Below are 19,770 nucleotides of genomic sequence, written 5' to 3'. Positions count from 1 at the left end.
AATTTACCGCATAATTGTGTATAGTATTTTGTAAAGTTAGCCGCTTAATGCGAAGCGTTTTTATCTAGGTAATCGCGAATTTCCCTATATTGCTATTGCTTGATTAGCTTTTATTGAGGTAGATCACAAAATGCCAAATTTTATGTCAGCAAAGTGTAAAACAGGCTTATACAGCGCCTTGAATAATGGCACAATGCTTCATTATATTGAGAAATAATCATTATTTTGGAGTGCATAATGCAAAGTATTAATTTTGATGTTGCAATTATAGGTGCTGGTGGTGGTGGTCTGCGTGCAGCAATTGCCACGGCTGAAGCTAATCCTAATCTGAAAATCGCCTTAATTTCAAAGGTCTATCCAATGCGTAGCCATACGGTAGCGGCAGAGGGGGGCTCTGCTGCGGTGATTAAAGATAGCGATTCATTTGATAATCATTTTAATGATACTGTCGGGGGGGGGACTGGCTGTGTGAACAAGATATTGTCGAATATTTTGTTGAACATTCACCGCTTGAAATGACTCAATTAGAACGTTGGGGTTGTCCTTGGAGCCGTCGAGCAGATGGCGAAGTTAATGTGCGTCGTTTTGGTGGGATGAAAATTGAACGTACTTGGTTCGCTGCAGATAAAACAGGCTTTCATTTATTACATACCCTTTTCCAAACATCGATGAAATACCCTAACATTATTCGGTTTGATGAGCATTTTGTGTTAGATATTTTGACCGATAATGGCGAAGCGCGTGGCTGTGTTGCGATGAATATGATGGAAGGTAACATCGTTCAAATCAATGCTAATGCGGTCGTGATTGCGACAGGCGGTGGTTGCCGAACTTATCGTTTTAATACTAATGGTGGCATTGTGACGGGTGATGGCTTATCAATGGCTTATCGTCACGGCGTAGCATTACGTGATATGGAGTTTGTTCAATATCATCCAACAGGGCTACCAAATACGGGGATCTTAATGACGGAAGGGTGTCGTGGTGAAGGCGGTATTTTAGTGAATAAAGATGGCTACCGCTACTTGCAAGATTATGGTCTTGGCCCAGAAACACTGATTGGTAAACCAGAAAATAAATATATGGAGTTAGGCCCACGTGACAAAGTTTCCCAAGCATTCTGGCAAGAATGGCGAAAAGGAAATACATTAAAAACAGAAAAAGGTGTTGATGTTGTACATTTAGATTTACGTCATTTAGGTGAGAAACATTTGACTGAACGTTTGCCATTTATTTGTGAATTAGCACGCGCTTATGAAGGTGTTGATCCTGTCAAAGCGGCGATTCCTGTTCGCCCTGTTGTGCATTACACAATGGGGGGAATTGAAGTGGATATGCAAGCAGAAACCTCAATTAAAGGTCTATTTGCAGTTGGTGAATGTGCTTCTTCAGGCTTACACGGTGCGAATCGTTTAGGATCTAATTCATTAGCTGAATTGGTGGTATTTGGTAAAGTAGCGGGCGAAAATGCTGCGCGCCGTACACAAGAAATAGGCGCTCGTCATCAAACACAAATTAATGCACAAGCACAAGATGTGGTGGATCGATTACATATGTTAGCACGTCAAGAAGGTAATGAATCCTGGGCAGATATTCGTAATCAAATGGGCGATGCAATGGAAGAAGGATGTGGTATTTATCGCACACAAGCCAGTATGGAAGGGGCGGTAAATAAAATTGAAGAGCTTAAAGAACGTTATAAGAATATTAGTATTAAGGATAAATCAAGTGTGTTTAATACTGATTTACTCTATAAGATTGAATTGGGCTTTATTTTAGATGTTGCGCAATCTATTGCTTGTTCTGCAGTTGAACGTAAAGAGTCGCGTGGTGCGCATCAACGGTTAGACTATACTGAACGTGATGATGTGAATTATTTAAAACATACTCGTGCTTATTATAACGCTGAGGGTAAACCAACGATTAAATATTCAGATGTGAAAATTACCAAATCACAGCCAGCAAAACGGGTATACGGTGCAGAAGCTGAAGCGCAAGAAAAAGCTAAAAAAGCAGCAGAACAGGCACAAAAATAGGAGAGCAATAAAATGGCAACTTTAAGTAAAATGACTATTGAAGTGCTTCGTTATAATCCAGAAATAGATTGCGAACCACATTTAGATAAATATGAAGTACCTTTTGATAGCCAAACGTCATTATTAGATGCGCTTGGTTATATTAAAGATGAACTTGAGCCAGAGCTTTCTTATCGTTGGTCTTGTCGAATGGCAATTTGTGGATCTTGCGGTATGATGGTAAATGGCAAACCTAAATTAGCGTGTAAAACATTCTTACGTGACTATAGTGGTTTTATGCGGATTGAACCGTTAGCTAACTTCCCAATTGAGCGTGATTTAGTGGTTGATTTAAGCCATTTTATTGACTCAATTGAAGCGATTAAGCCTTACGTGATTGATAATAAAACACCGGAAGGTCAGCGCGCTAAACAAACTCCGGCGCAATTAGAAAAATACCGTCAATTTTCAATGTGTATTAATTGTGGCTTATGTTATGCCGCTTGCCCGCAATTTGGTTTGAATCCAGAGTTTATTGGTCCTGCTGCAATCACTTTAGCGCACCGTTATAACTTAGATAATCGTGATAATGGCGTTGAGCAAAGAATGAAACTGCTTAACTCAAAAAATGGTGTTTGGAGTTGTACTTTCGTGGGGTATTGTTCAGAAGTGTGTCCAAAACATGTAGGGCCTGCTTCTGCGATTAACCAAGGCAAATTAGAAAGTGCCAAAGATTACGTGATCTCAATGTTAAAACCGAAAGGCTAGGAGGAAGTATGACAACGAAACGCAAAGCATATGTACGAGAAATGAAAGCAAATTGGTGGACTAAACTTGATTTCTACAGAATGTATATGATACGTGAAGCGACGTGTATTGCGACTATTTGGTTTTGTTTAGTCTTGCTTTATGGTGTGATTAGCCTTGGTGGACGGCATATTGAAAACTTTATTAGTTTTTTACAAAACCCGCTCGTGGTTATTTTAAATATTATCAGCTTGGCTGGATTGTTGTATCACGCAGCGACTTTATATGTAATGACGCCACAAGTGTTGACGATTGTGGTTAAAAACGAACGACTAAATCCAAATATCTTGAAAAATGCACTTTGGGCAATAACGGGTTTAGTTAGCTTGCTTGCATTAGTTTTGGTTTATATTTAGGAGAAGGTTATGAACAAACAAGATCCAAAGCGTTCAAATGAGCCACCTGTATGGCTAATGTTTAGTGCAGGCGGTACTATTAGTGCAATTTGTTTTCCGGTGTTAATTTTAATTTTAGGAATATTATTACCGCTTGGGCTGATTCCGATGGATAATATCATTGTGTTTGCGCATACTTGGTTAGGTAAATTAGTTATTCTAGCGGTCACCATTTTTCCGATGTGGGCAGGTATGCACCGCGTTCATCACGGGTTACATGATCTCAAAATTCATTTACCTGCATCGGGTTGGCTATTTTATGGTTTATCGACACTTTACTCGATCGTTGTGTTATTTGCGGTGATTGCACTTTAGCCCATAATTATAGGGTTTAAACTATAATGTAATAAATCAAAAGCTATCTGTCTAAGATAGCTTTTTTGTTGTCAAAATAAATGGATTGATTGTTATTTGTGGCATAGAATCGGTTTTTTAATGTGATTTCTTAATCAATAATAAAGGTTGTTATGAAAAAATTTATTTTTACTGTTTTGTTCGCAAGTGTTGCTTTAACTGCCTGTGCGGTAAAAGGTCCATTATATTTTCCAACCGAGCAAACAACGTGATCAGGTTTTAATCAATTAATGGTCAGGTATTTGTAATATAGTGACAAAATATGACCGCTTTTTTGTGGACTTTTGCAGTATCAAATCAAACGGACTTGCTATGAATCATTTTACTTATAAATATCATCAGCTTTTTGCGGAAAAGGTTGCAGTGAAAGCGCTTGCGACACAATATGGTACACCAGCATATATCTATTCTCGTGCGACTTTAGAACAGCGTTGGCGCGCGTTTGATGAAGCTTTTGGTGATCGGCCTCACTTAATTTGTTTTGCGGTTAAATCCAACCCAAATTTGGCGGTTTTAAATGTTATGGCAAAACTAGGTTCAGGTTTTGATATTGTTTCTCAAGGTGAATTAGAACGCGTATTAGCTGCAGGGGGTGATCCAGCCAAAATCGTTTTTTCAGGTGTTGCCAAATCACATATAGAAATTCGCCGGGCGTTAGCGGTCGGTATTCGTTGTTTTAATGTTGAGTCGGTCGCAGAATTGCATCGCATTAATCAAATCGCGGGCGAATTAGGCGAAATAGCGACTATTTCGTTACGGGTTAATCCTGACGTTGATGCGGGAACTCACCCTTATATTTCAACCGGTCTAAAAGAAAATAAATTTGGCATTAGTGTCCAGCAGGCGCGGGAGGTTTATCAATTAGCTAGTCGTTTACCTCATATTCAAGTCGTTGGTTTGGATTGCCATATCGGTTCACAATTAACGGAATTGCAACCTTTTCTCGATGCGGCTGATCGTTTAATTGTCTTGCTTGAACAACTTTATCGCGACGGTATCCGTTTAAGTCATTTAGATTTAGGTGGCGGTTTAGGCGTTGTATACCATACTGAAACACCGCCTCAGCCGGCGGAATATGTACGTGCTTTATTAGCTAAATTTGCTCATTATCCGGAGTTGGAGATTATTCTTGAGCCGGGGCGTGCCATTACTGCTGATGCGGGTATTTTAGTGACCAAAGTTGAATATCTTAAAAGCAATGAAGATCGCCATTTTGCGATTGTCGATACGGGTATGAATGATCTGTTACGGCCGGCATTATATGATGCGTATATGCATATTAGTGAAGTGGATCAATCCTTAAAGCGAGTTGAACAACAATATGAGGTAGTCGGCCCTATTTGTGAAACCGCTGATTTTTTAGGTAAAGCAAGAATATTAGCCATTGCTGAAGGGGATTTACTGGCGGTATATTCAGCAGGTGCCTATGGAGCTTCAATGTCATCTACTTATAATTCACGACCACAAGCGGTTGAAATTATGGTGGACGGTGCAACTAGCCATTTGATTAAGAGGCGGTCAGATTTTACTGAATTATGGCGAAATGAGAAGTGTATTACTGACTAAATAGCGGTAGCCTGTCTTAACTCAACATAAGTTGATAAAAATCAATATCAGTTAAAAATGAATTAGGTATAAAGTAAATTCCTCTTTTTGAAGAATGTAAGTGAGCGAATATGATTACAACAATACCTTGGAAAGCAACTCAAGCACAACCCAACGCCTTCCCTGAACGTCAAGCCTTAATGCCCGTATGGGAGGGAGAAGCTATACCTCAAGCAGAATGGCAACAATGTTGGCAACAAGCGGCAATTAATGTATTAAAAGAGGATGGTTTAGCTTATTTTCATATCCCATTTTGTGCTAGTCATTGTATTTTCTGTGGTTTTTATCGAAATGCTTGGAAAGAAGACTATAGTAAAGTTTATACCGATAAATTGATTGAAGAACTTGCTTACGAAGCTTCAATTCGCCAAGGAAATGGCAAGATTCAAGCGGTGTATTTTGGTGGCGGTACGCCAACGGCATTAGCGACAGAAGATTTAGTCCGTTTAATTAAAGCGTGTTATCAATATTTACCGCTTGCAACAGATTGTGAATTTACCTTAGAAGGCCGTATTAGTCATTTTGATATTGAAAAAGCACGTGCTTGCGTTGAAGCCGGCGTTAATCGCATTTCGATCGGGGTACAAACATTTAATTCTGCGATTCGTAAACGTTTAGGCCGTAAACATAGCGGTGAAGAAGCGTATGCTTATTTACAAGCGTTATGTGAATTAGATGCGGTAATTGTGGCGGATTTAATTTTTGGCTTACCGAATCAAACGGATGAAGTGTGGGCAAATGATATTAACGTTGCCAGTGGTTTACCTTTGTCAGGTTTGGATATTTACGCATTTAATAATTATCCGTTTTTGCCGATCAATAAAATGATTGAACACGGCACATTACCACCGGCGGCTAGCTTTGAAGTACAAGCTCAACATTATGCTTATGCGGTGGAAAATTTACAACAAGCGGGTTGGACACAAGTGAGTAATAATCACTTTGCTTTTCCAGGTAGAGGCGAGCGAAATTGTTATAATACTTTAGTTAAATCAAATATGCCGTGTTTGGCATTTGGCTCGGGAGCAGGCGGTAATTTTGGTGGTTATAGTTTTCAAGTCGATACGACTTTACAAACCTATTTAGATACGCCAGCAGATAAAAAAGCGTTGTCTTATTTAAGTAAACAAGGGCCAAATAAACAATTATTAGGCATAGTACAACATGATTTAGAGCTTGGTTATCTGGATATTAAATTATTTAGAGATAACTCCAAAGCGATGAAATTGTTAATGCAATGGCAACAATTATCACTATTAAACATTGATGCTAATGGCATTGCATGCTTAAATATAAGTGGGCGTTATTGGTCACCTACATTAATTCGTAAATTAATGCTCACTTTACCAACACACGATGAAAAGGAACATAAAATGGTTAAATTAAGCGAACAACAATTAGCAGAATTACGTCAATCACTTGCAGAAAATCCAGGCCAAATTTTAGAGATGGTAGCAGGTATGAAGCAATGTAGCTTTGAAGAAGTAATTAGCTGTTTACCACAAGAAATGATCACAAAAACAGACGGTAGCCGTTTTGTTGAAATTATGCAGGCATTAGCCACGTTAGAAGATGCGGTAACATTTATTGCACATACGGCAGATGCTATAGTAGAAGTGACTGGTAAATTACCAAGCGGTCAAATTGGGCGTGGTGTTTATAATTTTGATCATACCCATGAAGGCGGTGTACATGGTCATTTACGTTATGAAAATTGTGCGGCTATTTATTTGCTTGAACGTCCATTTATGGGTAAACACACCGTGTCATTAAACTTTGTCAATCATCAAGGTGGTGCAATGTTTAAAATCTTTGTTGGCCGTGATGTAGAGCGTAATTTACGTCAGAATCAAATTGATTTTATGCGTCAATTAATTAAGGGCTAATATGGTTTTACTATTTGGAGCAAATGGCTTAGCGGGTCGTCAGTTACTGACACAAGCGGTTGGACGGCAAATTGTTTCCGTATTACGCCAGCCCTCGGAAGATCCCTTTTTTAGTGAACGGCAAACAGTCATTGCCGATGTAATGAACCAAGCCGAATGTGAAGCGGTGATCACTCAGACTAAACCACGTGTAGTGATTAGTTTTATTGGTGGTAAAAAAGACGGTGTACGTAGTGATGCCACGGGTAATATCAATATTATCAATGCTATTAAAAAATGCGCACCAACCGCTCGCTTTATTTTTGTGACCAGTATGGGCTGTGGTGAACAATTTGATGAATTGCCTGCTTCAGTCAAGCAATTTTTAGGTGAAGCATTAGCAGAAAAAACAGTCGCAGAAGAGGTATTACGTGCAAGCGGGTTAAATTGGACGATTTTACGCCCATGTGGGTTAAATACCGAACAAGGCGATACTTTTACGCTAAGTGATACAAAACAATTACCTGAACGTTATATGAGCCGTAAGGCTTTGGCGAATGCGGTATTAAGTATATTAGATCGAAATGATGTTCAGCATCAGATTTTCTCGGTAACACAATAAACGGTATTAGCATAGGTGGTCTAGTTAGCGTAATCTTTTGCTAAGATTGAGCTTAATTAGACCGCTTATTTTAGCTAGCAAGTAAGCGGTTATTTACCAATGCAAAATGAGCTAAAAATATTGCCAAGTAAATCATCAGAAGTAAATTGTCCCGTAATTTCACTTAATGCATTTTGTACTAGACGTAATTCTTCCGCTAGTAGTTCACCAGCAAAAAATTGTGTCAGTTGAATATGACCTTGCGTTAAATGTTTAGCGGCTGTTTCTAATGCTTGTAAATGCCGACGTCGAGCAAGGAACCCTCCTTCAGTTGAACTTTGATAGCCCATTGAGGTTTTTAAATGTTCACGTAATACATCTACGCCAATTTTGGTTTGTGCCGATAAACGAATCAGAGTGAATCCGTCGAGCTGTGTTAAACCTTCCGGTTCCCCGGATAAATCGACTTTATTGCGGATAATCGTAATCGGCATTTTGGGTGGTAATTTAGCGAGGAATTCTGCCCATTCTGTTTTAAATGCATAAGCGGACTGTTCTGTGCTATCAATCATTAATAAAACGTGATCGGCAGCAGCAATTTCATTCCACGCTCGTTGAATCCCGATTTTTTCAACTTCATCACTTGCTTCACGCAAACCCGCTGTATCAATAATATGCAATGGCATTCCATCTAAATGAATATGTTCATGTAATACATCACGTGTTGTGCCAGCAATGTTGGTTACGATAGCCGCTTCTCTGCCCGCTAATGCATTTAATAAACTTGATTTACCTGCATTTGGACGCCCAGCAATAACCGCTTTCATTCCCTCACGTAAAATCGAGCCTTGTTTTGCTTCTTGGCGTACGGCTGCTAATTGGTGGATAATATCGTTTAAATGTCGCTCAATTTTACCATCAGCTAAAAAATCAATTTCTTCATCAGGGAAATCAATCGCAGCTTCTACATAAGTGCGTAAATAAATCACTTGATCAACAAGCTGATTGATTTTGTTGGAAAATTCACCTTGTAGCGATTTTAACGCGGAACGGGCCGCTTGTTCGCTGGTGGCATCGATTAAATCTGCAATTGCTTCTGCTTGTGCTAAATCGAGTTTATCATTTAAAAAGGCTTGCTCAGAGAACTCACCGGCACGGGCAATTCGTATGCCGTTGATCGTCAAAATACGTTTCAGTAACAGATCTAAAATAACTTGGCCGCCGTGTCCTTGTAGCTCTAAAACATCTTCACCTGTGAAGGAATTAGGAGCTTTAAAAAATAAGGCAATGCCTTGATCTAATATCTCGCCATCGTTATCTTTGAATGGTAAATAGTGGGCTAATCGTGGTGTTAATGTTTTGCCTAGTATCTCTTGGGCGACTTGTTGAGCAAGTGGACCCGATACCCTTAAAATACCGACTCCACCTCGTCCAATGGGTGTGGCTTGTGCCACAATTGTTTCTTTCATTTGGTATCCTTGATGAGTTAAAGAAGCCGTTTGTTTGGCTAGTTTTTTACCCGATATTACTAATTATAGACCGCTTGGTATTGAGTTATCATAGCATAAAAATAAAAAAGCACCGTATGGCTAACGGTGCTTGATAGCTTAAAACTCAGCTTTATTTCTTACGAGTATGTAAACCTTTTTTCTCAAGGTTACGGTAGATAAGCCATTGTTGTACAATAGTAATACAGTTAGAGGTTAACCAATAAAGGACGAGTCCTGATGGGAACCATAAGAAGAAGACGGTAAAGATAACCGGCATAAAGGTCATCACTTTTAGCTGTGTTGGATCGGCTACCGCAGTTGGCGACATTTTTTGCAATAAGAACATGGATAATCCCATTAATACTGGGAAAATATAATAAGGATCTTGTTCTGATAAGTCTTGAATCCAACCAAAGAATGGCGCGTGGCGTAATTCAACCGCTTCCATAAATGTCCAATATAAAGCGATGAAGATAGGCATCTGTAGTATAAGCGGTAAGCAACCACCCATTGGATTGACCTTTTCTTGTTTATATAACTTCATCATTTCTTGGCTCATTTGTTGGCGATCGTCGCCATAACGTTCGCGTAGTTCTTGCAATTTTGGCTGTAACATACGCATTTTTGCCATTGAAGTATATTGTGCTTTAGTGAGCGGATAGAGCAAACTTTTTACTACAAGGGTAACCCCCATAATGGCTAATCCCCAGTTGCCGATAATACTGTGGATAAAAGTAAGCAACCAGAATAACGGCTTAGCAATAAACCATGCCCAACCATAATCTACGGTTAACTCTAAGTGAGTAGCCGCTTGTGCCATTTCTTTTTGATCTTTTGGACCGGTCCATAATTGGCTAGTAATAGTCGTTTTTGTATTCGGTGTTACTGTGGTAATCGGACCGCGATAACCAATAGTGGCAACGCCATTATGGGTGCGAGAGTAAAGGGTATTGCTTGCCTCTTGATTTGGCACCCAAGCAGAAACAAAATAATGTTGTAATAGAGAGACCCAGCCACCTTTAGTATCAATATTTAAATTTGCTTTTGTCATCTCATCAAAACTATATTTTTTATAGTTTGTTTCAGAAGAAGAATAGGCACCGCCGGTATAGGTTGGCATTGCAAGGTTACCAGAACTATCCAGTAATGAATGTTTAATTTGACCGTAAGGTTGGACTTCAATAGTGTTCGCACTGTTATTTTGAATATCGAAACTTACCGCAACATCATAACTACCACGTTTTAGTGTGAAAGTTTTGGTATATATCACACCATCTTGTTCAAAAGTCATAGGTACAACAATTTCATTTTGACCTTTGGCTAACGTAAAGTGATCTTGTGTAACCTGATATGGTGCACGACCAGTGTGCGTATCAATGCCATTTTTGCCGACTAAGCCACTTTGAGCAGTATAAATTAGCCCTTCGGTCGTTAATAATTTGAGTGGATCAGTAGAATCTAAGCTTGCTTTATGCGCTAATAAATCGGATTCAATTACATCTCCACCTAAAGTATCAATGACTAACCGTAAAACATCACTTTCTACGGTAATTGTTTTACCTTTTGTCATATGTTCTGTGATCGCGTTCGCAGTGTTAGTTGCGTGCGGGACATCACTTGATTGTTGCTGAGCTTGTTGTTGAGCCTGCTTCTGTGCCTGAATTTCAGGGTTAAAATCCTGTTGCCACTGAGTGAAAATCAGGAATGAAACTAATAGCAAGCCCATTACCAATAAACTACGATTTGAATTCATAATGGAATTTCTCTTGAGTTAATGAAAGAAATAGATAAAAAGAAAAGCATTTTATAATAGCTTGTCAGGATAGCCAACCGCCTTTTAATCAATAGCGGTTGGATTTAGGATAAATTTGCAAAGTTTTGTGTAATATTACCCATTTAGTGTTTATTTTTATTAAGTATTTTAGTGGAAAGCCGTGCAACTGCACATAAATGACCGCTTTCATCTTTGATATCAACTTGCCATACTTGTATTTCTCTGCCAATTTTCACGGGATAAGCTCGCGCAATGACTGTTTGACCATATGGCACGGATTTTAAATGGCTAATATTTAATTCCATACCAACCGCCATTTGATGCGCTTCACACGTTAGCAGTGAACCAGCATTTGCTGTAGTTTCAGCTAATGCGGCTGAAATACCGCCATGTAATACACCGAATGGTTGCATTGTTTTTTCATTGACTGTTAACTGCGCTTCTAACCAATTATCTCCTATTGCAATAAATTCAATTCTTAGATGACCTACCGCACAATTTTGACATAATGCGGTTAATTGTTGTGCCGTGGCAGTTTGTTTCCAGATTTTCACGCTTATTTACCTTAATTCACTCATTGAAAACGTATTATATTTTAGTTCAGTTAGCTTGGTTAGTCATTTTGGGTATAGAAAGTCAATAAATAGTCAATTAATGCAGGCCATTTTTTGTTTATTTTTGTTATTTGAAAGTGTTGTGTAAAAAATAATTAATGAAAGGTCATTTTTACAGAAATGGCGTGTAACTGTATGATTTTATACGTTTTATTACAGTTTTTACCGGTTAATAGGCTTGCTTTTATAGGGGCTAACTTTGATAATGAATGCATTCTTGTTTTTATTTAAGGAACAAGAGTGTGTTGTTATTATGAATACAAATTTATCTCAATTTCAATTTTTTTGATTTTAGACAGTATTCGGTAATTAACGATCTTTCTTTTAACGGGAAGTATATCAATTAACACTTTAATAGCTAATTTATTAAGGTTACTTATCTTTTAAAGATGGCTATCTAGAGGAGTATCAAAATGAAAAAAACATTAGTCACATTAGCCGTATTATCTGCTACAAGCGCAGCATTTGCTGCACCAGATTCCAATACCTTTTATTTAGGGGCAAAAGCAGGTTGGGCAAGCACACATAAAGATATTAATCAATTTGATAGTAAATATCAAAATGATAAACGTTATAATCCGGAGTTCACTACCTGGGGCATTCACCGTAATTCGGTGACCTATGGTGTTTTTGGTGGTTACCAAATTTTTAATCAAAATAAAATGGGTTTAGCGCTTGAATTAGGCTATGACTACTATGGTCAAATGAAAGGCAGTAGCCAAAATAAAGTAGCGTTAGATGTTCCTACTCTTATAGGACCAAGACCCCCTATTCATAAACCTAAGCCTAAAGGCGACTTAAATCGTCAATTTAAACATACTGCACATGGCGCAAATTTAAGCTTAAAACCGAGCTATGAGATTCTACCTAACTTAGATGTATATGGTAAAGTTGGTATGGGATTAGTGCGTAATGATTATAAATTTATTTTAGATCTTCAAAGTAAAAATCAGCACGTTAAAGACGAAACTAAGTTACACACACTTAAGCCTTCTTTATTATTAGGCGCGGGTGTTGAATATGCAATTACACCAGAATTAGCGCTTCGTACAGAGTATCAATACCTAAATAAAGCGGGTAATTTACATAAAGCAATGCAAGCTAAAGATATCTCAACATCACGTGCTTATGCGCCAGATATACATTCTGTTTCTGTAGGGTTATCATATCGCTTTGGTCAAGGTGGGAAAATTGAATCAACACCTGTAGTAGTAGAGCCAGAAGTCGTATCTAAAAACTTTGCGTTTAGCTCGGATGTATTATTTGATTTTGCTAAAGCAGATTTGAAACAGGAAGCTGCACAGGTGTTAGACGCAACTAATACGGAAATCGTTAATTTAGGTCTAGCGACACCAGCAATCCAAGTGAATGGTTATACTGACCGTATTGGTAGTGGTGATGTAAACTTAAAACTGTCACAACGTCGTGCAGAAACTGTAGCAAACTACTTAGTCGCTAAAGGTCAAAACCCAGTATCAATCAATGCAGTTGGTTATGGTGAAGTGAAGCGAACCCAATCACAGGTAACACTTGTGATGCAGTAAAAGGTCGTAAACAATTAATCGTTTGTTTAGCACCTGATCGTCGTGTAGAAGTTCAAGTACAAGGCACTAAAGAAGTAACAATGTAATCGGTCATTTTCAGTCACAATATTAAGCCCATACTTAACGTATGGGCTTTTTTATTTTGCAAATTATACATTGATATGTTTTTATTTGCATATTTTTTAAACTGAGATTGGCATTTATATTGTCTTTTTATATTTTTCTCTGTTAGAATAAAAAAAGTGTAAATAAATGGAAAATTTATTATACTAACTTTAAAAAAGTAGGTGGGTATAGTCAATGTTGCCATTGATTATCTTAGAATGAATAATTCAAACAATTCAATTCTCTTAGAGGAAAATTAAAATGAAAAAAACATTAGTTACATTAGCTGTATTATCAGCAACAGCTGTAGCGACTGCTGCGCCACAAGCGGATACTTTTTATGTGGGTGCTAAAGCGGGTTGGGCAAGCTTCCATAGAGGTATTAACCAATTCGATAATAAATATAAAAATCGTAAACATCCTACTGTTATGAAAGAAGGAAAATTAAATATTAGACGTGATTCAGTAACTTATGGTGTGTTCGCAGGCTATCAAATTTTTAATCAAAATAAAGCAGGTTTAGCGGCTGAATTAGGTTATGACTATTATGGCCAACTAAGTGCGAAATTTAAACATGCAGAAAAAGAGAGCATTCAATTTCCTGTAGTTAGCGCTATGAAAGATAGAGCAACCGATAATAATGAAGAATATGTAGTAAGACATACAGCACACGGTGTTAATTTTAGCTTAAAACCAAGCTATGAACTTTTACCTGATTTAGATGCTTATGCAAAAGTAGGTATTGGATTAGCACGTAACGATTATAGTGTTAAACCTAAGAAAAAAGCGGCCAATAATAAGACAGAAAAAGTTAAAAATAGAGTATATGATGTAAAACCATCTTTAATTTTAGGCGCTGGTTTTGAGTATGCTATCATTCCAGAATTAGCTTTACGTGTTGAATACCAATACTTAAATAGAGTAGGTAATTTAGGTAAAGCAATCAAGAAAGCATATAAAACTAATGATATGGTAGGTAAATATTCTCCAGATATGCACTCAGTATCTGCTGGTTTATCATACCGCTTTGGTCAAGGCGCGCAAATGATGATGGACGAGCCAACACCTGTAGCAGAGCCAGAAGTTGTATCTAAAAACTTTGCATTTAGCTCAGATGTATTATTTGATTTTGCTAAAGCAGATTTAAAACAAGAAGCAGCACAAGTGTTAGATGCAACTAATGCTGAAATTGTTAATCTAGGTTTAGCTACTCCAGCAATCCAAGTAAATGGTTATACTGACCGTATTGGTAAAGAAGAAGCAAACTTAAAACTGTCACAACGTCGTGCAGAAATAGTTGCAAACTATTTAGTTGCTAAAGGTCAAAACCCAGCATCAGTAGCTGCAGTGGGTTACGGTGAAGCAAACCCAATCACAGGTAACACTTGTGACGCAGTAAAAGGTCGTAAACAATTAATCGCTTGTTTAGCACCTGATCGTCGCGTAGAAGTTCAAGTACAAGGTACTAAACAAATTACAATGTAATATTGTAGCGAATGTAAGAGATAAACCACGCTTGCGAGCGTGGTTTTTTTATGGCAAAGCCAAAAACAAGCGGGTGAATTAGGGCGAAATCAGCTAAATTTTGCTATACTTCGCACATTTCTATTGCATTAGTGATATTTGGCTAATATCGTTGGTTATCTATCAGTATATTTCTGGTGGTATATTTAAAATAAGGTTGGTTATGTTAAAACTTATTCGTATTTTGTTGGTGGCAACTACCGCTATTATTATTTCATTGTTTGGTGCTTTATACGCTTTTATTCGCTTACGTCATCCTAATTCTGTCAGTCAAATAGCAAAGTTGTATGCCACAATGCATCGGTTGGTCGGGTTAAGAGTGATTTATCGTTCTCGCGCTAGTTTTAATCAGCAGGCTATCTATATTGCTAATCACCAAAATAATTATGATATGTTAACGATTGCTGGCATGGTGCCATTACGCACAGTAACAATTGGCAAGAAAAGTTTGATTTGGTTACCTTTTTTTGGCCTTGCTTATTGGGCAACCGGTAATATTTTTATTGATCGACAAAAACGTAGCAGTGCTATTAACACGATGAGTAAAGTAATAAAGATTATTCATGAACGGCAAATCTCGATTTGGATGTTTCCAGAAGGAACGCGTAGCCGTGGGCGTGGTTTATTGCCATTTAAAACTGGGGCATTTCACACCGCAATTACAGCAGGTTTGCCGATTGTACCCATTGTTTGTTCTAATTTGCATAATAAAGTTGATCTTAATCGTTGGGATAATGGTACAGTGATTTGTGAAATGCTTGAGCCAATTGATACTCGTGGTTATAACCGCGAAAATTTGCGTGAATTGATTGATAAGAGTTATACGATGATGGCGGCTAAAATTGCTGAATTAGATGCTGAAATTGCCGCTATTGAAAATAAGAAATAAAGTGTTATGCGTGATAGTAAATTAACTAGAAGACAATTATTAAATCGTGCGATGCTAGCAGGTGGCTTAGTGGTTATGCCTAAGCGCTTGTTCGCTGCTGAGCGTAAACCACTAATGATTCCGCCATTGTTAGAGATTGGACGTGGTCGCCCTATTCGATTAGATTTACGTCCTGCACAGACGCAGTTTGAAGCGGGTAAATTAGTGGATGTTTGGGGCGTGAATGGGCAATACTTGGCACCGACTGTACGCGTGAAACGAGGAGACGTGGTCCGTTTAAGCTATGTAAATAATTTATCGCAAGAAGTAGCGATGAATATTCAAGGTTTATTAGCATCAACCAATATGGTTGGTTCCCCTCATCACAGCTTAAAAGCACATAGTCATTGGTCACCGATTATTTTGGTTAATCAGCCAGCTTGTACTGCTTGGTATCACGCTGATACGATGTTAAATTCAGCACATCAGCTTTATCGTGGTTTAGCTGGATTCTGGTTAATTGAAGATAAGCAAGCACAAACAGCGGATCTGCCCAATAAATATGGCGTGAATGATATTCCCTTATTGTTACAAGATCAGCTATTGAATGGTGCAGGTGTGCAACTGTTGGATAGTAATCAAAAGCAGTTTTGGGGTAAGCGGTTGTTTGTGAATGGACAAGAAAATGTTTACCATTCAGTGCCACGTGGTTGGGTGCGGTTACGGCTTGTGAATGCTTCTCTTTCCCGCAGTTATCAATTACGTTTGGATAATGATCAACCTTTATTGCTGATTGCTACTGGTATGGGAATGTTAGCCAAACCAGTCGAAATGCCACAAATTCAGCTCGCGCCTTCTGCTCGTGTCGAAGTATTAGTTGATTTGAATCAGGGAAATATGGTTTCATTGATTAGCGGTGCTAAACGTGATCTTCTTTATCAAGCCAAAAGTTTATTTAATGATAATGATGAACTCGTAGATAACGTTATTCTGGAATTACGTCCAGAAGGAATGGCAACCCTCTTTAGTAAGCAACCTACATTGCCTGCCTTTGATTTAGATGATTTTAAATTGAATATTACGCAAGAACGACAATTTGTGCTACGACCGCTAGATTATTTAATTAATCAACAACGGTTTGATCCAAAGCGGATTGATTTTACGATTAAACAAGGTACAGTCGAACGTTGGTATTTGACTAGCAATGAAGCGGTTGGTTTTACCTTACAAGGTGCTAAATTTATTGTTGAAACACGTAATCAGCAAAAAGAACCTTATAAACAGTTAGCTTGGCAAGATACCGTTTGGTTGGAGGCACAACAACCGGTGACATTATTAGTGCGTTTTGAACATTTAGCATCGGCAGAGTTACCTTTTACTTTTGGTGTATCCGATTTTATGTTGCGTGATCGTGGAGCCATGGGGCAATTTAGTGTAGTACCTTAGCCGATCGAATAAGCGGTCGGATCAGTCAATAAAATAGCAGAAAAAATAGTAAAAAAACCGGATTTTATGCCTATTTTGTTACTATCATTGTTAAAATAAACATAATTTTCTAAAAAAAACAGGACTTAGATATGAGCCAAGAATATTTAGACTTTGAATTACCGATTGCTGAATTAGAAGCAAAAATTGAATCATTGCGTTTAGTTTGTGCGCAAGACGGTAAAATTGATCTTGAAGATGAAATTAAACGCCTACAACATAAAAGCCAAGAATTAACTAAGAAAACTTTTGCTAATTTAGATGCGTGGCAAGTTTCTAGAATGGCTCGCCATCCAAATCGTCCTTATACTTTAGATTATATCGAACATATTTTTACTGAATTTGATGAGTTAGCCGGTGATCGTGCTTTTGCAGATGATAAAGCGATTGTCGGGGGTATTGCGCGTTTAGATGGTCGTCCTGTTATGGTAATTGGCCATCAAAAAGGCCGTGTGACTAAAGAGAAAGTAAAACGTAATTTTGGTATGCCTGCTCCGGAGGGATATCGTAAAGCCTTACGCCTAATGGAAATGGCAGAACGTTTTAAGATGCCAATCATTACTTTTATTGATACACCGGGCGCTTATCCTGGTATCGGAGCAGAAGAACGTGGCCAAGCAGAAGCGATTGCGCGCAATTTACGGGAAATGTCACAGTTAAGTGTGCCGATCATTTGTACCGTAATCGGTGAGGGTGGTTCTGGTGGTGCATTAGCAATCGGCATTGGTGATAAGGTAAATATGTTGCAATATTCAACTTATTCCGTTATTTCCCCGGAAGGTTGTGCTTCTATTTTGTGGAAAAGTGCCGAGAAAGCATCAATGGCGGCAGAAGTAATGGGCCTAACGGCACAACGTTTAAAGGAACTTAATTTAATTGACGGTATTGTTGATGAACCATTAGGTGGTGCGCATCGTGACGTGCTTAAAATTGCACACAATTTAAAACAGCAGATTTTAGCTGATTTAGCAGAGTTAGATAGCCTCACCATAGAAGCATTGTTAGAACGCCGTTATGAGCGTCTAATGAGTTACGGCTACGTTTAAGTATATCATCAAATAAAGCGGTCTTTTGCTAAAATTTTTGATAAAAGTGACCGCTTTTTTCATCTTTGCGATTGATGGAATATGGTGCAATCCTGTATCTATCCAATATACAAAGCGATCATAATGTTAAAAGAACAAATTAGTAAGAGAGTGCAAGAATTGATAAGAGCAATCGCCTTTTTATTTAATTATGTATTGTACACATAAATGCTTGATCTTCATTGATTTTTTGCATGGCTAATAAACTATACATTAAGCCAAACTGCTTTTCATAATCCAACCATTTGGTTCGAATAGACGGCTGATCAGAGGTTAAGAAGAACAGATGATTTATATTTTCTGTTGGATAATTAATGTAGCTAGTGCTAGCAAAGCCCCCCATTTTATTGGGCGTAAAACCTAGCATTGCAAAGATCTCAAATGGAATATTAGCAGGCAGGAATATTGCATCAGGAAAATGTAAAGCTAAAGTATGATTCAAAGCAGGACTATTTGCGTGGCCTTTAATCAGTAATAAATAATTATTGCCAATGTAATGCGTTGAGTGGGGATTTTGGTGCTCATTAAGCAACAAAATATGTAGTTGTGTTAATAAGTCAAGTTTTTCTTGATCCAAGTTAAAGGCGGTTGTGCCCGTAAATAAAAAAGTATTATGCTGTTTGAGCAGTTTTAATAAGTTTTCTAGCTCATTAGAGATATGCAATATTTCTTTGAGGAGTTGTTTTTGCTCAGCATTAAAGCGAGGATAACAAGTAAAATCTAAAATTGTATAACGTTTTAATAAGCGTTTTAGCGGTTGTAATTTAGGATGCTGGAGGAAATGATCAGAAATCAAGTGAAATTGGCTATCAATAATGTTATTCCATAAATAGCGGAGCAAAGTAGGATTAGGCACGTTAGCAGTGCCTTTAGTAAGCAGTTCTAGTAATACATTTTTATGTTGCAAAATCAGTTGCTCAAGATCGGCTATTTTACATAAAGAATGCTGGGTGACAATGCCTTCTGAGCCATCATCATAAAGCTGTAATTGAATAGTTGAAATTTTATGTGGATATTGCTGATAGATTGGGTAAATGGCAAAAAATAAGTCGATGCTGTGAAATAGGTTTAAATGTAGATTGATCTGGAAGCGCTTATTCTCTTGGGCAAGAATGTCTGCTAGTTGATTTAATACGGCAGTAAGATCACGATTATCGATGTTATGGTAGAACAAATGGTTAGCAGGATAGCGATCGATAATTGATTGTGGAATATCAAAACGTGCTAGACCAAATAAACGAATGCTATCAACATCATCTTTATGTTGAATAAAATGCATAAAATAAGCCAAGCTTGGGATAGTTGCATAATCAAGATAAATTTCAAGATTTTGTTGAATCAGCATCTAAATAAGTACGAAGAATAAGAAAATATAGGTTATTTTAACCATATTTCATATAAAAGAAATAGGCGTATCACAAGATACGCCTTTTAAAATAAAATAAGCAATTGCTAATTATTTAATGATTTTCGCAACAACGCCGGCACCTACAGTACGACCGCCTTCACGAATAGCGAAACGAAGACCTTCGTCCATCGCGATAGGGTGAATTAAGCTTACTGTCATCTTGATATTATCACCAGGCATTACCATCTCAACATCTTCAGGTAATTCAATCGTTCCTGTTACGTCCGTTGT

General features: G+C 37.9%; 16 protein-coding genes and 2 pseudogenes. 13 read left to right on the top strand and 5 right to left on the bottom strand.

Annotated elements, in window-relative coordinates; all coding sequences use genetic code 11:
• Window positions 1–237: 237 nt before the first annotated feature.
• From frdA to BMX01_RS07390, 8 genes and pseudogenes are all read left to right on the top strand, one after another.
• A pseudogene (gene frdA, locus BMX01_RS07420) lies at window positions 238–2,036 on the top strand (fumarate reductase (quinol) flavoprotein subunit).
• Between the two features lie 12 nt (window positions 2,037–2,048).
• Window positions 2,049–2,783: a succinate dehydrogenase/fumarate reductase iron-sulfur subunit gene (locus BMX01_RS07415; protein WP_010944101.1), complete on the top strand. Its 735-nt coding sequence runs from the start codon at window positions 2,049–2,051 to the stop codon at window positions 2,781–2,783.
• A gap of 8 nt (window positions 2,784–2,791) precedes the next feature.
• On the top strand, window positions 2,792–3,178 hold the full coding sequence (frdC, locus tag BMX01_RS07410; RefSeq protein WP_064082375.1) for a fumarate reductase subunit FrdC: 387 nt from the start codon (window positions 2,792–2,794) through the stop codon (window positions 3,176–3,178).
• 9 nt (window positions 3,179–3,187) lie between these two features.
• On the top strand, window positions 3,188–3,532 hold the full coding sequence (gene frdD, locus BMX01_RS07405) for a fumarate reductase subunit FrdD (RefSeq protein WP_010944103.1): 345 nt from the start codon (window positions 3,188–3,190) through the stop codon (window positions 3,530–3,532).
• 152 nt (window positions 3,533–3,684) lie between these two features.
• Window positions 3,685–3,783 carry an LPS translocon maturation chaperone LptM gene (lptM, locus tag BMX01_RS07975; RefSeq protein WP_010944104.1) on the top strand — a complete coding sequence of 33 codons (99 nt, stop codon included), beginning with the start codon at window positions 3,685–3,687 and terminating at the stop codon, window positions 3,781–3,783.
• A 100-nt stretch (window positions 3,784–3,883) separates the two neighbouring features.
• On the top strand, window positions 3,884–5,137 hold the full coding sequence (lysA, locus tag BMX01_RS07400; RefSeq protein WP_064082374.1) for a diaminopimelate decarboxylase: 1,254 nt from the start codon (window positions 3,884–3,886) through the stop codon (window positions 5,135–5,137).
• Between the two features lie 110 nt (window positions 5,138–5,247).
• Window positions 5,248–7,062, top strand: coding sequence for a heme anaerobic degradation radical SAM methyltransferase ChuW/HutW (gene hutW, locus BMX01_RS07395; protein ID WP_064082373.1), 1,815 nt, complete (start codon window positions 5,248–5,250; stop codon window positions 7,060–7,062).
• 1 nt (window position 7,063) lies between these two features.
• The gene (locus tag BMX01_RS07390) at window positions 7,064–7,663 is read left to right on the top strand and encodes an NAD(P)-dependent oxidoreductase (protein WP_064082372.1); all 600 of its coding nucleotides are present in this window, start codon (window positions 7,064–7,066) and stop codon (window positions 7,661–7,663) included.
• An 89-nt stretch (window positions 7,664–7,752) separates the two neighbouring features.
• On the opposite strand, the gene mnmE is transcribed toward BMX01_RS07390, so the two are convergent.
• The 3 genes from mnmE to BMX01_RS07375 all read right to left on the bottom strand — a co-directional run bounded on the left by mnmE (window position 7,753) and on the right by BMX01_RS07375 (window position 11,460).
• Window positions 7,753–9,111 (bottom strand): tRNA uridine-5-carboxymethylaminomethyl(34) synthesis GTPase MnmE, encoded by a 1,359-nt coding sequence (gene mnmE, locus BMX01_RS07385; protein ID WP_064082371.1) that lies wholly within the window; start codon window positions 9,109–9,111, stop codon window positions 7,753–7,755.
• Window positions 9,112–9,262: 151 nt separating this feature from the next.
• Window positions 9,263–10,885: a membrane protein insertase YidC gene (gene yidC, locus BMX01_RS07380; RefSeq protein WP_064082370.1), complete on the bottom strand. Its 1,623-nt coding sequence runs from the start codon at window positions 10,883–10,885 to the stop codon at window positions 9,263–9,265.
• A 143-nt stretch (window positions 10,886–11,028) separates the two neighbouring features.
• Window positions 11,029–11,460 (bottom strand): PaaI family thioesterase, encoded by a 432-nt coding sequence (locus BMX01_RS07375; RefSeq protein WP_074648023.1) that lies wholly within the window; start codon window positions 11,458–11,460, stop codon window positions 11,029–11,031.
• Window positions 11,461–11,933: 473 nt separating this feature from the next.
• Here BMX01_RS07375 and ompA (BMX01_RS07370) point away from each other — a divergent pair.
• From ompA (BMX01_RS07370) to accA, 5 genes and pseudogenes are all read left to right on the top strand, one after another.
• Window positions 11,934–13,150, top strand: a pseudogene (gene ompA / locus BMX01_RS07370) (porin OmpA).
• A 280-nt stretch (window positions 13,151–13,430) separates the two neighbouring features.
• Window positions 13,431–14,654, top strand: a complete 1,224-nt coding sequence (gene ompA, locus BMX01_RS07365; RefSeq protein WP_074648021.1) for a porin OmpA — start codon at window positions 13,431–13,433, stop codon at window positions 14,652–14,654.
• A gap of 202 nt (window positions 14,655–14,856) precedes the next feature.
• On the top strand, window positions 14,857–15,582 hold the full coding sequence (locus BMX01_RS07360; RefSeq protein WP_064082368.1) for a 1-acylglycerol-3-phosphate O-acyltransferase: 726 nt from the start codon (window positions 14,857–14,859) through the stop codon (window positions 15,580–15,582).
• Between the two features lie 6 nt (window positions 15,583–15,588).
• Window positions 15,589–17,007: a multicopper oxidase domain-containing protein gene (locus tag BMX01_RS07355; RefSeq protein WP_064082367.1), complete on the top strand. Its 1,419-nt coding sequence runs from the start codon at window positions 15,589–15,591 to the stop codon at window positions 17,005–17,007.
• Between the two features lie 131 nt (window positions 17,008–17,138).
• Window positions 17,139–18,092, top strand: a complete 954-nt coding sequence (gene accA, locus BMX01_RS07350; protein WP_064082366.1) for an acetyl-CoA carboxylase carboxyl transferase subunit alpha — start codon at window positions 17,139–17,141, stop codon at window positions 18,090–18,092.
• 184 nt (window positions 18,093–18,276) lie between these two features.
• Here accA and BMX01_RS07345 read toward each other — a convergent pair whose 3' ends face one another.
• Both BMX01_RS07345 and BMX01_RS07340 read right to left on the bottom strand, forming a co-directional pair.
• A complete protein-coding gene (locus tag BMX01_RS07345; RefSeq protein ID WP_074648018.1) occupies window positions 18,277–19,476 on the bottom strand; it encodes an alpha 2-3-sialyltransferase in 1,200 nt (399 codons plus the stop codon).
• Window positions 19,477–19,587: 111 nt separating this feature from the next.
• A partial coding sequence (locus tag BMX01_RS07340; protein WP_459551238.1) for an EF-Tu C-terminal domain-related protein occupies window positions 19,588–19,770 on the bottom strand: 183 nt, incomplete at its 5' end.

Source organism: [Haemophilus] ducreyi (genome assembly GCF_900109315.1).
GTDB classification, from domain to species: Bacteria; Pseudomonadota; Gammaproteobacteria; order Enterobacterales; family Pasteurellaceae; genus Haemophilus_B; species Haemophilus_B ducreyi.
The sequence above is the reverse complement of the archived record's forward strand: the minus strand, read 5'-3'. Positions and strand labels throughout refer to the sequence as shown.